Source organism: Burkholderia sp. Ac-20345 (genome assembly GCF_017104825.1).
Classification (GTDB): Bacteria; Pseudomonadota; Gammaproteobacteria; order Burkholderiales; family Burkholderiaceae; genus Burkholderia; species Burkholderia lata_B.
The window spans coordinates 60,899-75,798 of record NZ_JAAGPO010000001.1; the positions used below are offsets into that span (position 1 = coordinate 60,899).

At 65.6% G+C, this 14,900-nt stretch carries 11 protein-coding genes; 6 read left to right on the forward strand and 5 right to left on the reverse strand.

Annotated elements, in window-relative coordinates; genetic code table 11:
• Positions 1–22 precede the first annotated feature (22 nt).
• The 3 genes from tssF to G3O06_RS00290 are packed head-to-tail and all read left to right on the forward strand — an operon-like array spanning position 23 to position 4,088.
• Positions 23–1,912 (forward strand): type VI secretion system baseplate subunit TssF, encoded by a 1,890-nt coding sequence (tssF, locus tag G3O06_RS00280; RefSeq protein ID WP_205814487.1) that lies wholly within the window; start codon positions 23–25, stop codon positions 1,910–1,912.
• Positions 1,912–2,985, forward strand: a complete 1,074-nt coding sequence (gene tssG / locus G3O06_RS00285) for a type VI secretion system baseplate subunit TssG (protein WP_205814488.1) — start codon at positions 1,912–1,914, stop codon at positions 2,983–2,985. Before tssF ends, tssG begins: the two co-directional genes overlap by 1 nt.
• Entirely contained in the window at positions 2,982–4,088 is a 1,107-nt protein-coding gene (locus G3O06_RS00290; protein WP_205814489.1) for a type VI secretion system ImpA family N-terminal domain-containing protein, read from the forward strand. Before tssG ends, G3O06_RS00290 begins: the two co-directional genes overlap by 4 nt.
• A 489-nt stretch (positions 4,089–4,577) precedes the next feature.
• Here G3O06_RS00290 and G3O06_RS00300 read toward each other — a convergent pair whose 3' ends face one another.
• Positions 4,578–5,561, reverse strand: a complete 984-nt coding sequence (locus tag G3O06_RS00300; protein ID WP_205814491.1) for an aldo/keto reductase — start codon at positions 5,559–5,561, stop codon at positions 4,578–4,580.
• 119 nt (positions 5,562–5,680) lie between these two features.
• On the opposite strand from G3O06_RS00300, the gene G3O06_RS00305 reads away from it, so the two are divergent.
• Positions 5,681–6,598: a LysR family transcriptional regulator gene (locus G3O06_RS00305; RefSeq protein WP_205814492.1), complete on the forward strand. Its 918-nt coding sequence runs from the start codon at positions 5,681–5,683 to the stop codon at positions 6,596–6,598.
• Positions 6,599–6,677: 79 nt separating this feature from the next.
• Here G3O06_RS00305 and G3O06_RS00310 read toward each other — a convergent pair whose 3' ends face one another.
• From G3O06_RS00310 to G3O06_RS00320, 3 genes are all read right to left on the reverse strand, one after another.
• Positions 6,678–7,136, reverse strand: coding sequence for a GNAT family N-acetyltransferase (locus tag G3O06_RS00310; RefSeq protein WP_241019419.1), 459 nt, complete (start codon positions 7,134–7,136; stop codon positions 6,678–6,680).
• An 87-nt stretch (positions 7,137–7,223) separates the two neighbouring features.
• The gene (gene poxB / locus G3O06_RS00315) at positions 7,224–8,945 is read right to left on the reverse strand and encodes a ubiquinone-dependent pyruvate dehydrogenase (RefSeq protein WP_205814493.1); all 1,722 of its coding nucleotides are present in this window, start codon (positions 8,943–8,945) and stop codon (positions 7,224–7,226) included.
• Between the two features lie 210 nt (positions 8,946–9,155).
• Positions 9,156–9,683: an Lrp/AsnC family transcriptional regulator gene (locus G3O06_RS00320; protein ID WP_050017644.1), complete on the reverse strand. Its 528-nt coding sequence runs from the start codon at positions 9,681–9,683 to the stop codon at positions 9,156–9,158.
• 164 nt (positions 9,684–9,847) lie between these two features.
• Here G3O06_RS00320 and mdeB point away from each other — a divergent pair, with 164 nt between their 5' ends.
• Positions 9,848–12,577 (forward strand): alpha-ketoglutarate dehydrogenase, encoded by a 2,730-nt coding sequence (mdeB, locus tag G3O06_RS00325; protein WP_205814494.1) that lies wholly within the window; start codon positions 9,848–9,850, stop codon positions 12,575–12,577.
• Positions 12,578–12,774: 197 nt separating this feature from the next.
• Here mdeB and G3O06_RS00330 read toward each other — a convergent pair whose 3' ends face one another.
• Positions 12,775–13,275 (reverse strand): Lrp/AsnC family transcriptional regulator, encoded by a 501-nt coding sequence (locus G3O06_RS00330; RefSeq protein ID WP_175000213.1) that lies wholly within the window; start codon positions 13,273–13,275, stop codon positions 12,775–12,777.
• A 192-nt stretch (positions 13,276–13,467) separates the two neighbouring features.
• Here G3O06_RS00330 and G3O06_RS00335 point away from each other — a divergent pair, with 192 nt between their 5' ends.
• Positions 13,468–14,484 (forward strand): 1-aminocyclopropane-1-carboxylate deaminase, encoded by a 1,017-nt coding sequence (locus tag G3O06_RS00335; RefSeq protein ID WP_205814495.1) that lies wholly within the window; start codon positions 13,468–13,470, stop codon positions 14,482–14,484.
• The last annotated feature ends 416 nt before the right edge of the window (positions 14,485–14,900 follow it).

The following is a 14,900-nucleotide window of genomic DNA, read 5'->3' on the forward strand; positions in this document are numbered from 1 at the left end:
ACGACAAAACGAGACCTTTCCGATGGATCCGCGACTACTCGACTATTACAACCAGGAACTCATCTACATGCGCGAACTCGCCACCGAGTTCGCGCAGGCGCATCCGAAAATCGCGCGCCGGCTCGGCATGCAGGCCGGTGAGGTGGCCGACCCCTACGTCGAGCGCCTGATCGAGTCGTTCTGCTTCATGGCCGCGCGCATGCAGCTCAAGCTCGATGCGGAGTTTCCGCGCTTCACCGGGCGGCTGCTGGAAGTGATCTACCCGAACTACGTCGCGCCCACGCCGTCGATCGCGGTCGCGCGCCTGTACCCCGGTCAGGCCGAAGGCAATCTGGCCGCAGGCTACCGTATCGCACGCGGCACGTCGTTCAAGGCGCGGGTTCCCGATGGCGAAAAAACCGCTTGCCAGTTTACGAGCGGGCAGGACGTCACGCTCTGGCCGCTCACGATCACCGACGCGCGCCTGACGGGCATTCCGCCCGACATTCCGGCGCTCGACCGCTATGTCCCGCCCGACCGACAGGTGCGCGGTGCATTGCGGCTGCGGCTGGCGACGACAGGCAACGTGCGCATCGCCGATCTGAAGGGGCTCGACCGGCTGCCCGTGTATCTGGCCGGCGACGAACAGGTCGCCTCGCACCTGTTCGAGCTGCTGCACGTCGCCGGCGTCGCGTCCGTGATTGCCCCTCCCGGCGAATTCGGCTCACCGGGCCGCCCTCCCGCCGCCGTGACTCACGGTGCGGTCGAACACGAGGGCTTGCGCACCGATCAGAACTTGCTGCCACTCACCTGGACGAAGTTTCACGGGCACAACCTGCTGCACGAATACTTTGCGTGCCCGGCACGGTTCTGGTTCTTCGCACTCAACGGTCTTGCAGAAGGGCTGTCCCGCGTGAACGGTCGCGAAGTCGAAATCGTCGTGCTGCTCGACCGGGTGCCGGGCCAGCTCGCGAACCTCGTCGACGCGTCGCGCTTCGCGCTGTTCTGCACGCCCGTCATCAACCTCTTCAAACGGCATACCGACCGCATCGAGATTTCCCCCCGCGAGACCGAGTCTCATCTGGTGCCCGCCAGGCTCGCACCGCTCGACTACGAAGTGTTCTCGGTGGAGACCGTGCATGGACAGGTCGCAGCGACTTCCGACGAACTGGAATTCCGTCCGCTTTATCAGACGCTGAACAACGACGAAGGTAATCACGGGCGGTACTTCTCGACACGGCGCGAACGGCGGCTCGTGTCCGATTCGGCCCGCCGTTACGGCACGCGTACCCCCTATGTCGGCACCGAAGTGTTTCTCTCGCTGGTTGACCAGAACGAGGCTCCTTATGGCGAGGACATCCGTTTCCTGTCAGTCGTTGCGCTGCTGACGAACCGGGATCTCGCCACGCTCGTGCCGCGCAACGGCGTGCGTGACCTGGAGACAGAGGAATCGGCGCCAGTCGAGAGCATCGGGCTTATTCGCCCGCCGAGCCCGCCGAAAGCGCCGTATGCGGAGCGAGAGATGGCGTGGCGACTGATCCGCCAGCTCAACTTCAACTACCTGCCGCTCGAAGGTCTCGATCACCGTGACGGCGGTCAGGGACTACGCGACCTGCTGCGCCTTACCCTTTCGAACGACAACAACGAGCATCTGCGGCAAGTTGAAAGTCTCGTCGGCGTCAAGACGCGCCCGGTAACACGCAAGCTGCCGGGCACGGGCCCGATGACGTTCGGGCGTGGCATCGAGTGTGCGGTAACGGTCGACGAGGCCGGTTTCTCCGGCGTGAGCCCCTATCTATTCGGTACGATTCTCGAACACTGGCTGGCACGGCACGTGTCGATCAACAGCTTCACACAGACCGAATTGCATTCGATGCAGCGCGGCCGTATCGCTCGCTGGCCCGTGCGCACCGGGACACGCGGAGTGCTGTAATGAAACGTGCCACCCTGCCGGCGCTCGTGCGCGACAGCACGCTTTCGCCCGACTTGCTAGAAAGTCTTCAAATGGAGCCGTGGCGCTTCGGGTTCCTGTCACTGCTGCGACGCATCGGCTCGAACTCTGCGGTCGACCCGGTCGGCACCGCGCGCCGACCGCAGGCCGAGCCGTTCCGGCTCGGACAACAACCGAGTCTCGCTTTCGCGCCGCGCGAAATCGCCAGCGTCCAGGAAACGGCGGGACGGCTCAAGGTGCGGCTCTTCGGTCTCGGTATGCTCGGGCCGAACGGGCCGCTGCCGATCCACGTGACCGAATGGGCGCGTGAACGCGAAGAGGGCCGTCACGACACGACGACGGTCGACTTCTTCGACATCTTCCATCACCGGTTCCTGACGCTGTTCTATCGCACGTGGGCATCGGCACAGTCGACAGCCGGCCTCGACCGGAAAGACGACGAGCGGTTTTCGTTCTACATCGCGAGCCTCACGGGCCACGACACCGCCGAAATCGGGCGGCGCCCCCTGCCCTCGCACGCGCGACTGGCAGCGTCCGCGCATCTCGTACGCGAGTCGCGCAACTCGGACGGACTGCGCGCCACACTCGAGCACTACTTCGGCGTGCCGGTCGCGATCGAGGAGAACGTATTCCACTGGATCGCAATCGCCCCGGCCGATCAGGGACGCATGGGCCGGCCGGGCCCCGCCGCGACGATGGGACAAGCCGCAATGCTCGGCCGCGTGGCGCCGGACCGTCAGCACCGGTTCCGCATCGTGATCGGCCCCATCGATCTCGACGCGTATCTGCGCTTCACGCCGCAGGGCGAGGATCTGCCGCGTCTCGTCGAATGGGTGCGTGCGTTCGTCGGCTACGAACTGGAATGGGAGCTCGAACTGCGCATCAGGCCCGAAAGCGCGCCGCCGGCCGTCATGGGCGGCCAGCAACGCATGGGATGGTCCGGATGGCTGGGGCGCCCGAGACCCGACCGGCCGATTACCGGCATGCGGTTCGAACCAGAACGTTATGTGAGGCATTTCGAACAACGCGCTACTGAATCCGACAATCGACCATGAGCAAAAAGCAGTCACCCCGACAGTCCGTATCCGGTAAAGGTACCTCGAAGGACACGCCGCATCCCGACTGGCTCGCGCCAGCGAGCGATTCCATGCCCTGCGGCCCGGACCTCGAATACGACCACGATTTCGTCGTGCTGTTCGCGACCGCGGCGCCCAGACAGGACGTGCAGTACGGCGCATTCGTCGGTGCCCCCGACCCTGTCAACTGGAGCGAGCTTGAACGCGACTGCCAGCGGCTTATGCTGCGTACGAAGGATATTCGGGTCGCCGTCCTGTATACGCGGTGCCGCACGCGGCTCGCCGGTGCCACAGGCCTTGCAGATGGCACAGGGTTGCTGGCCGCCTGGCTCGATGCGTTTGCCGAGCAGGTGCATCCGCAACCCGATGTCGACGGTGGGCGCGACGCCGCACATGAAATGCGAATGAATGCAATACAGGCGCTCGCCGATCCGGACGGACTGCTCGCCGACGTGCGCGAGATCGTTCTTTCGAAGTCGACGCGCGCTCGACTGCAGGTACGCGACGTCGAGCGTGCCTTTGCGCACCCTCGCCCCCCCGATGCCCTCGCGCCCGAGTCCGTTATGCAGCAGTTGCGGGATGTGTGCACGCAGCAGCCCGATGTGATGGCGGGGTTCGACGATACGATTACGTATCTCGCAACAATCGAAGCATGGTGCGCCGTGCATCTCGAAGGGTGCCTGCCAGACCTGTCGTCGCTCACGCGGCTCATCGGCAGGTTGAATGCGCCCGCGTCGATAAACGCGGTCGAGCAGTTGGAAGAATCCCGCGATCCCGCGCCGGCCTCCAACCAATCATCAGGAAGTGATGCGTCGGTGCAGCTCGAACCGGTGAATGACAGAACGGTTAGCGCCACCGAGCGCATAACGACCCAGCCGAGATCCGCACCGGCAGACCGCCAAGCCGCACTCACTCTGATTCGTACGGCGCGAACGTGGTTCGAGACCCACGAACCCAGCAGCCCGATTCCCGTGTTGCTCAAACGTGCGGAGCGGTTCGTCGGCAAGCCTTACGCCGAGGTCGTCACGGCGATTCCAGCCGAGCTTCTGGCGCAGTGGGAAGAAACCGAGCTTGGCGAATAGCAACGGACAGCCGCTATATGGCACGAGTGGATGTCTCAGGTGCGCAGACGGCTCGGCAGCAAGGGCCAAAAAGTTTTTCGAATTCCTGCCCTATCTAGCACAACCACATTCGCTCGATTCGGTCGCCGCCGAAATGTGTGTCACGCGTGGAACAGTGGCGTAGTGGCGACGGCGTTTCCGCACTTTGCTGTGGACGCTCGACCCGTCGGGACACTACGTGGACCGCGTGCGCCTCGGTCAAAAACCCGCGCTGCGCAAACGCACGTTTCCGTATTGCAAAAGTCAGGCTGACCAAAGATTTTCACGTGCATCCCCCTGGACGAATCGGTCCACCGCAGGAAGAGCGGCGATCCAATCGATCCCAGGAAACGCAAACTTAAGGCGACGTGAAGATTGTCCGTGATACGCCTGACCAATATGCGCCCGGGCATCTGCCCGCGGCCGGATGCCCGCTGCCAGCCCCCCCGCTGCCGGGTACCGGATGCCCGGTCAGCGATCGACGCGTTGCTGGAAATGCGCGGGGTAGCGCTCGCCGACGATCCTGATCTGCTGCAGCGCCGTCTCGATCGCGGCGAGATCGTCATCCGTCAGCACGACTTCGGCCGCGCCCACGTTCTCTTCGAGCCGGTGCAGCTTCGTCGTGCCCGGAATCGGCACGATCCACGGCTTGCGAGCCAGCAGCCACGCCAGCGCGATCTGCGCGCGCGTCGCCCCCTTGTCTGTCGCGATCCGGCCGAGCAGGTCGACGAGGCCCGCGTTCGCCTTGCGGTTCTCCTCGGAGAAGCGCGGCACGACATTGCGGAAATCGTTCTCTGCGAACGTCGTATTTGCATCGATCGCGCCGGTCAGGAAACCTTTACCGAGCGGGCTGAACGGCACGAAGCCGATCCCGAGTTCCTCTAGCGTCGGCAGGATCCGCGCCTCCGGCTCGCGCCACCACAGCGAATACTCGCTTTGCAGCGCGGCGACCGGCTGCACCGCGTGCGCGCGGCGAATCGTCTGCTCACCGGCTTCCGACAGCCCGAAGTGCACGACCTTGCCCTCGCGGATCAGGTCCTTGACCGTGCCGGCCACGTCCTCGATCGGCACATTCGGATCGACGCGATGCTGGTAGAACAGGTCGATGCGATCGACCTTCAGCCGCTTCAGCGCCGCGTCGGCCACTTCACGGATATGCGCGGGCCGGCTGTCGACGCCCTTCATCGCCTGGCCGTCCTCGAAACCGAATTTGGTGGCGATCACGACCTGGTCGCGAAACGGCGCGACCGCCTCGCCGACCAGTTCCTCGTTGATGAACGGGCCATACGCTTCCGCCGTGTCGAAGAACGTCACGCCGCGCTCGAACGCGGCACGGATCAACGCGATGCCGCTCGCCTTGTCGGTCGCGGGGCCGTAGCCGTAACTCAATCCCATGCAGCCGAGCCCGATTGCCGAGACTTCGAGGCCGCTCTTACCAAGCATGCGTTTTTGCATGACGCTCTCCTGCTGAAGATGAAAAAGTTCGACTGAATGCCGCGGAAGCCAGTGTAGGTTGATGGATACACCTCAACAATCGGCGTACCATTTCATGCGTTACTGAGGAAAATTCACAAATGCTCCGCACCGGCATCGGCGAACTGACGACCTTCATCACGATCGCGGAGCAGCGCAGCTTCAGCGGCGCGGCCCGCATCCTGGGCGTGTCGCCGTCGGCGCTGAGCCATGCGGTGCGCCACCTCGAAGCACGGCTCGGCGTGCGACTCTTCAACCGCACCACGCGCTCCGTCGCGCTGACGGAGGCCGGCGAGCAGTTGCTGCTGCGCGTGCGGCCCGCGGTGGCCGATCTCGAGGACGCGTTGAACGACGCAGCCACCGCCCGCAACCGTCCGTCCGGCCAGATCCGGATCAGCGCATCGGAAGCGGCTGCGCGCCCGCTGATCCGGCATGTGCTGCCCGCGTTCGTCGCCCGCTATCCGGACATCCACGTCGAGTTCGTCACCGATTCGCGATTGATCGACATCGTCGAGCACGGCTTCGACGCCGGTATCCGCGTTCACGAAGACGTGCCGCGCGACATGATCGCGGTGAAGTTCGGCGACACGATCCGCTTTATCGCGGTGGCGTCGCCCGACTACCTGTCGCGGCACGCGCCGCCGGAGCGGCCGCAGGACCTCACGCATCACCGGTGCATCCGCTACCGGTTCGAAAGCGGCGCGCTCTATCGATGGGATCTGATCCGCAAGGGCAAGCGCGTCAGCGTGGATGTCGACGGGCCGATGACGCTCGGCAACCAGGGGCTGATGATCGATGCCGCGCTGGCCGGCATCGGCATCGCGTGGGTCACGGAATCGCGCGTGACCGATCACGTCGCCGTCGGTCGGCTCGTGCGCGTATTGCCGGAATGGAGCCAGGATTTCGGCGCGCTGTGTCTCTACTACCCGGCGAACCGGCATCCGCCGGCGGCACTGCGGCTGTTCGTCGAGGCCGTGCGCGAGTGGGTGGCGGCCGGGCGCGAAGCGGCGCCGGCTTGAGCGCACGCGCAAGCACATACGCACATCATCGCGGCTGATGCCGAGCAGCGCGGCACACGGGTCCCGCCTGCGCTCCAGCTCAGCGCGTGGCGCGCATCAGAATGTTCGCGAACGGCAAGCCTTCGTCGTCCTCGGCGCGCCTAGAAATTTCCTCGAAGCCGAGCCGCGCATAGAACGCGCGGGCATCGCGATTGTCGGCGTATACCTCGAGATCGAGCGTGCCCTTGAGCGCGAGCGCATGCTCGACCAGCGCGCGGCCGATCCCGTGGCCGTGCATCGCCGGCGCGACGAACAATCCGCCGATCGACGCGTCGACCAGGCCGATGAACCCGACCGGTTCGCCGGCCCGACACGCGACCCAGGTTTCCGCCTTGGGTAGATAAACCTCTTCGATCAGCGTGCGCTGCTCGCGCAGCCGCGCGTCGCCGAGAAACGGATGCGCGAGCAGCGATGCGTCGAACCAGATGGCCGACAGCGTGTGCAGGTCGGATGCCTCGTAGGCGCGAATCTCGATTGCCATGTTTTTCTGTTGTTCCATTCGTCCTGCGACGACGAACGCACCCCGGCGCGTTCGTCGATGCGGTATGCCGCGCACGTTGCTCGAAGCATTGCGCGCAGCACTGCATTACCGCAGGTTGGTTCTCGCCAGCTCGACGATCTCGTCGCCGCGCCCGCTGAGGATCGCGCGCAGCATGAACAGGCTGAAACCCTTCGCATGCGCGAGTTCGATCTTCGGCGGCATCGCGAGCTCGTACTTCGACGTGACGACATCGACGACCGCCGGCCCGTCATGCGCGAACGCCATGCGCAATGCTTCCTCGACGTTCTCCGAATGTTCGACTCGCACGCTGAAGATGCCTGCGCCCTTCGCGATCGCCGCGAAATCGGTCGGGCTCAGGTCGACGTTCGTGTCGAGATAGCCGGCCGCTTTCAGCTCCATCGACACGAAGCCGAGCAGGCTGTTGTTGTACACGACGATCTTGATCGGCAGCTTGAGCTGGCGTGCGGTCAGCAGATCGCCGAGCAGCATCGACAGCCCGCCGTCGCCGGACAGCGACACCACCTGCCGCCCCGGATGCGCACCCTGCGCGCCGAGCGCCTGCGGCATCGCGTTCGCCATCGAGCCGTGATTGAACGAGCCGTGCAATTGCCGCTTGCCGTTCATCGTCAGGTAGCGCGCGGCCCACAGCGTCGGCGTGCCGACGTCGGCCGTGAAGATTGCGTCTTCCGTCGCGACTTCGTCGACGATCTTCGTCAGGTATTGCGGGTGAATCGCGCGGCCTGGCGGCTCGGCCACCGCGAGATCGTCGAGCCCCTTGCGCGCGGCCGCGTAATGCTTCAACGCGTTTTCGAGGAAACGCCGTTGCGTCTTGCGCGTGAGGCGCGGCAGCAGCGCCGCGATCGTCTCCTTCACGGTGCCGACGAGACCGAGCGCAAGCGGCGCGCGATGGCCGAGTTGCGAGCCCTTCCAGTCGATCTGCGCGACCTTCGCGTTCGACGGATAGAACGGCCGGTACGGAAAATCCGTGCCGAGCATCAGCAGCGTGTCGCACGATTCCATCGCGTGATAGCCCGAGCTGAAGCCGATCAGCCCCGTCATCCCGACGTCGAACGGGTTGTCCCATTCGACGAACTGCTTGCCGCGCAGCGCATGCACGACCGGCGCGCCGAGCGTATCGGCCAGCGCGACCACTTCATCGTGCGCGCCCTGCGTGCCGCTGCCGCACAGCAGCGTGACCGCGTCGGATGCGTTGAGCAGTGCCGCGAGCCGGTCGAGATCGGTGTCGGCCGGCAGGATCGACGGCGGCGCCGATTCGCTCCACGCCGGTGCCTCTTCCGGGCCGTCGCCGAGCGCAATGTCGCCCGGCAGCACGATCACGGCCACGCCGCGTTCCTCGATCGCCGTGCGCATCGCGCGCGCGAGCACGCGCGGGAACTGTGATGCGTTCGTCACGAGTTCCGCGAAGTGGCTACATTCGCGGAACAGCTCCTGCGGATGGGTTTCCTGGAAGTAGCCGAGGCCGATCTCGGTCGACGGAATGTGCGCGGCGATCGCGAGCACCGGCTGGTGATTGCGGTGGCAGTCGTAGAGCCCGTTGATCAGGTGCAGGTTGCCGGGGCCGCAACTGCCCGCGCATACCGCGAGCCGCCCGGTCGACGCGGCATCCGCGCCGGCCGCGAACGCGGCACTTTCCTCATGCCGCGTATGCATCCAGCGGATCGAGCCGATCTGGCTCAGGCTGAACGACAGGCCGTTCAGGCTGTCGCCCGTCACGCCCCAGATGCGCTCGACGCCCGCTGCCGCCAGCGTCTTCGCCAGATATTCCGCCATCGTCTGTTTTGCCATGCTGTCCTCGCTCGTTGATGGGTCGTCACACGAATGAATCGGCTTCGGTGGCCGCCTTCGCCACCGAACGGACGAGCATACGCGATCGCTTCGCGCGGCGTCGTGAAGGTGCGCCGCGCTTGCGCGCGTTTCGTTCGGTCCCTTTCGGCGGTGTCGGGCGACTGTCTCCGTTTCGTCGGCCAGCCGGCGGTATCGCTTGCGAAGGCGCGTTCAGCTCCAGTCGGAAGCCGACTCGTCCGGATCGACCAGCGTCAGCCCCGCCGCCGGCAACGGCAGCGCGGTCTTGTAGCGCACCTGCTTCAGCGCGAAGCTCGACCGGATGTTCGACACGCCGGGAATCGTCGTCAGGCGCTCGATGATGAAACGCTCGAGCGTGCGCATGTCGGGCATCACGACGCGCAGCAGGTAGTCGGCGTCGCCCGACATCAGGTAGCACTCCATCACCTCCGGCCGCTGCGAGATCGCTTCCTCGAAGCGCTGCAGTGCATCCTCGACCTGCTTCTCGAGGCTGACCTGGATGAACACGTTGATCCGCAGCCCGAGCGGTTCCGGGTCGAGCAGCGTGACCTGCTGCCGGAACAGCCCGAGCTTCTCGAGCGCGCGCACGCGGTTGAAGCACGGCGTGGCCGACAGGTTCACCGCCCGCGCGAGTTCCGCGTTCGTGATCCGCGCGTTCTGCTGAAGCTGGTTCAGGATGCCGATGTCGATGCGGTCGAGCCGCCGCGGGTTTGCGCTCATGGTCGAAATATTCCGGAAGAGTGGCCGTAACCGGAATATTTACACTATCCACACTGGAATTCCCAATGAAATCAGACGCATATTTTGCGGATCGGCGGGTAGCATGTTTCGACCGATTGCCACTGATTGCGCGCCGCTCCGAACCGGTGCGCGGGAGACCTGCGATGACGGACCTGTCGAACGGACTCGAAGCCACGCGGCGCGCGAACCTCGCGCACGCCGACGCCGACCCGGAAGAAACCGCCGAATGGCTTGAAGCGCTCGACGCGGTCGTCGCGCACGTCGGCAAGGATCGCGCGCAGTTCCTGCTCGACCGGCTCGCCGCGCATGCGCACGCGAGCGGCCTCGCGGCGGCGCGCGGGCCCGTCACGCCGTACGTGAACACGATCGCCGCGCACGACCAGCCGCCCTACCCGGGCGATGCCGAGCTCGAAGAGCGGCTGTCGGCCGCGCTGCGCTGGAACGCGCTCGCGATGGTCGTGCGCGCGAACCGCGCGTACGGCGAGCTCGGCGGCCACATCGCGAGTTACGCGTCGGCATCCGACCTGTTCGAAGTCGGCTTCAACCATTTCTTCCGCGCGACAACGGCAGAGGGCAGCAGCGGCCCCGGTGAACGCGGCACAAGCGGCGACCTCGTCTACTTCCAGCCGCATTCGTCGCCGGGCGTCTATGCACGCGCCTATCTCGAAGGCTTCCTCGACGAAGCGCACCTGAAGCACTACCGCCGCGAGATCGCCGGGCCCGGCCTGTGTTCGTATCCGCACCCGTGGCTGATGCCCGACTTCTGGCAGTTCCCGACCGGTTCGATGGGCATCGGCCCGATCAACGCGATCTACCAGGCGCGCTTCATGCGCTACCTGCAGCATCGGGGCCTCGCGAACACCACGAACCGCACCGTATGGGGCTTCTTCGGCGACGGCGAGATGGACGAGCCCGAATCGCTCGGCGCGCTGTCGCTCGCCGCGCGTGAGGGGCTCGACAACCTCGTGTTCGTGATCAACTGCAACCTGCAGCGGCTCGACGGCCCGGTGCGCGGCAACGGCCGCGTGATCGACGAGCTCGAGGCGCTGTTCGCCGGTGCCGGCTGGAACGTGATCAAGGTGTTGTGGGGTTCCGACTGGGATCCGCTGTTCGCACGCGATCATGCGGGCGCGCTTGCCCGCGCGTTCGCCGACACCGTCGACGGCCAGTTCCAGACCTTCTCCGCGAACGACGGCGCGTACAACCGCGCGCGCTTCTTCAGCCGCGACCCGGCGCTCGACGCGCTCGCCGCGCAGCTCACGGACGCGGAAATCGACCGCCTGCGCCGCGGCGGCCACGACGCGCGCAAGCTGCACGCCGCGTATGCACGTGCGTTGGCCCATCGCGGCCAGCCGACCGTGATCCTCGCGAAAACGATGAAGGGCTACGGAATGGGCACGGCCGGCCAGGGCCGGATGACGACCCACCAGCAGAAGAAGCTCGACGTCGACGACCTGAAGGCATTCCGCGACCGCTTCCGGCTGCCGCTGTCGGATCTCGACGTCGAGCAGCTCACGTTCTACAAACCAGCCGAAGACAGCCCCGAGATGCGCTACCTGCACGCTCGCCGGGCTGCCCTGGGCGGCTATCTGCCCAGAAGGCGGATGGTGGCGTCGGAGGGGCTCACCGTCCCGCCGACGCCGGCCTGGGGTGCGTTCGCGCTGGACGCGGGGGGCCGCGAGATGTCGACGACGATGGTGCTCGTGCGCATGCTGGCCGCGTTGCTGAAGGATCCTGCGCTCGGCCCGCGCGTCGTGCCGATCGTCGCGGACGAAGCGCGCACGTTCGGCATGGCGAACCTGTTCCGGCAGGTCGGCATCTACTCGCCGCTCGGGCAGCGCTACGAACCCGAGGATCTCGGCTCGATGCTCTACTACCGCGAGGACACGCGCGGACAGATTCTCGAGGAAGGCATTTCGGAGGCTGGTGCAGTGTCGTCGTGGATCGCCGCCGCGACCGCGTACAGCGTGCACGACCTGCCGATGCTGCCGTTCTACATCTACTACTCGATGTTCGGCTTCCAGCGCATCGGCGACCTGATCTGGGCCGCCGCCGACCAGCGCTCGCGCGGCTTCCTCGTCGGCGCGACGTCGGGCCGCACGACGCTCGGCGGCGAGGGGCTGCAGCACCAGGACGGCAGCAGCCATCTCGCGGCGTCCACGATCCCGAACTGCCGCGCGTACGATCCGGCGTTCGCGTACGAAGTCGCGACGATCGTCGACGCCGGCATGCGCGAGATGGTCGAACAACAGCGCGACGTGTTCTATTACGTGACGGTGATGAACGAGAACTACGCGCAGCCGTCGATGCCCGACGACGATCCTGCCGCGCGACGCGAAGGCATCCTGAAGGGCATGCACCGGCTGCCGTCGAGTTCGAATGCAACGGCGCGCGTGCAGTTGCTCGGCGCGGGCGCGATCCTCGGCGAAGTGCTCGCCGCGCAGCGGATGCTGAAGGACGACTGGGGCATCGATGCCGCCGTGTGGAGCGTCACGAGTTTCAGCGAACTGCAGCGCGACGGGATGGCAGCCGAACGGCTGTCGCGGCTTGGCGATGCGCCGCGCAGGCCGTATGTCGAAGAGTTGCTTGCGTCGACACAAGGCCCGGTAATCGCGGCGACCGACTACGTGCGCGCGGTGCCCGAGCTGATCCGCGCCTACGTGCCGCGCCGCTACGTGACGCTCGGCACCGACGGGTTCGGTCGCAGCGATACGCGCGAGGCGCTGCGTGCGTTCTTCGAAGTCGATCGGGCAAGCATCGTGCTTGCTGCGTTGAAGGCGCTGGCGGACGAAGGCGAGATCGATGCGGCGATCGTACGCACCGCACGCGAACGGCTCGGCAAGCAGCATGGCACCGCACCTTGGCAGCGCTGAGCGGTACTTCGTTCGCCTTCGCGCCGCGCGTCTGAGCGTCGGCCTTCGACACATCGGGAGCGCATTCCATCCCGCATCGCCGGCGAATGGCCCACACCCGCGCGCCATGCCATGACCCGACTCGCGCATCACCTCCGCTGAAATCCCCCACCGCGACCGACGTATCCGTCGGTCGCACCTTCACCGCTCGCGCACGCCTACACCGGCAGCGCATGCGTCGACAGAATCTCCTTGAGCACCATGAACGAGCGCACCTGCCGCACGCCCGGCAGGTACAGCAGCTGTTCCGCATGCAGCCGGTTGAAGCTGTCGTTGTCGCGCGTGCGCACCAGCATGAAGTAGTCGAATTCGCCGGTCACGACGTGGCACTCGACGCACCCCGACACCTTCTGCGCGGCCTTCTCGAACGCGGCGAACGCCTCGGGCGTCGAGCGATCGAGCACGAAGCCGATCACGACCAGCATCCCGGCACCGAGCGGCTTCGGATCGAGCAACGCGACGATACCGCGGATCAGCCCCATTTCCTTCAGACGCTCGACGCGCCGCAGGCACGCCGGCGCGCTCAGCTTCACCTTCGCCGCGAGGCTCACGTTGGAGATCGACGCGTCCTGCTGCAGTTGCCGCAGGATCGCGCGGTCGATGCGATCGAGCGCCGGTGTGGCGTCGGCCGGCGATGCGCTGCCTCGATCTAATTTCATTGCGTCATCCTCCTGCTCAACGAATCAAAATTGTTTATAGCGTTCTCGTATCGTCGATAACGTAGGCCAACGCAATTTATTTCGCAAGCTCATTTCTCGCGCTTCTCCCTATCATTTTCCTCGTCGGAACACGGCCTGCCGGCCGCACCCGAACGATTCCGTTTCCCGCCCACCGCTTTCCGGAGCACGCCGATGAACCTGCAACGTTTCCCCCGTTATCCGCTCACGTTCGGCCCGACGCCGATCCAGCCGCTCAAGCGCCTGAGCGAGCACCTCGGCGGCAAGGTCGAGCTGTATGCGAAGCGCGAGGACTGCAACAGCGGCCTCGCGTTCGGCGGCAACAAGACGCGCAAGCTCGAATACCTCGTCCCCGACGCGCTCGCGCAGGGCGCGGATTCGCTCGTGTCGATCGGCGGCGTGCAGTCGAACCAGACGCGCCAGGTCGCCGCCGTCGCCGCGCACCTCGGGATGAAATGCGTGCTCGTGCAGGAGCACTGGGTCAACTACGAAGATCCGGTGTACGACCGCGTCGGCAACATCCAGCTGTCGCGCATGATGGGCGCGGACGTGCGGCTCGTGTCCGACGGCTTCGACATCGGTATTCGCCGCAGCTGGGAAGAAGCGATGGAGAGCGTGCGGCAAGCGGGCGGCAAGCCCTACCCGATTCCGGCCGGCTGTTCCGAGCATCCGCTCGGCGGGCTCGGCTTCGTCGGTTTCGCGGAAGAAGTGCGTGCGCAGGAGGCACAACTCGGCTTCAAGTTCGACTACATCGTCGTGTGCTCGGTCACGGGCAGCACGCAGGCGGGGATGGTCGTCGGCTTCGCGGCCGACGGGCGCGCCGACCGCGTGATCGGGATCGACGCGTCGGCAACGCCCGAACGCACGCACGAGCAGATCACGCGCATCGCGCGGCACACCGCCGAACTCGTGGATCTCGGCCGGCCGATCACCGCGGCGGACGTGGTGCTCGACACGCGCTACGCCGGCCCCGAATACGGGCTGCCGAACGACGGCACACTCGAAGCGATTCGCCTGTGCGCACGGCTCGAAGGCATGCTGACGGATCCGGTGTACGAAGGGAAATCGATGCACGGGATGATCGACAAGGTCCGGCTTGGCGAATTCGAACCGGGGTCGAAAGTGCTGTATGCGCATCTCGGCGGCGTACCGGCGTTGAGCGCGTATAGCGAGATTTTCCGGAACGGCTGAACAATTCGAGATGAAACGCCGGCGCGCCATGGATCGCGTGCCGGCGTGTTGATCACGACGATCGCCCGGATCGTCGTCGTTGCTGCGCCCTCTACGCGCCCTCCGTCCCGCACGCCATTTCTTCGGCTGCCATCAACCCTCCCTTCCTCGCGCGCCACGCTCCGCTTGTGGCGAATCGTTCGCCTCGACGATCCGACATTGCGCGTCCTTCTAAAGACAAGTCCGACTCAGTCAATCTGTCATTCGGACGCGAATCCGACTGATTCGTACACGTACCAATCCATTTCCACGGCATTTAGTAGGCGTTCTATTTAAATCAGGCCCCTGCTTCCTGAAAATTAACCCCGTCGAGTCGGCCGCAACGTTTCGCAAGCATTCGTCCTTCATGGCACGAGGCACGGAACGCACCGTTTCAG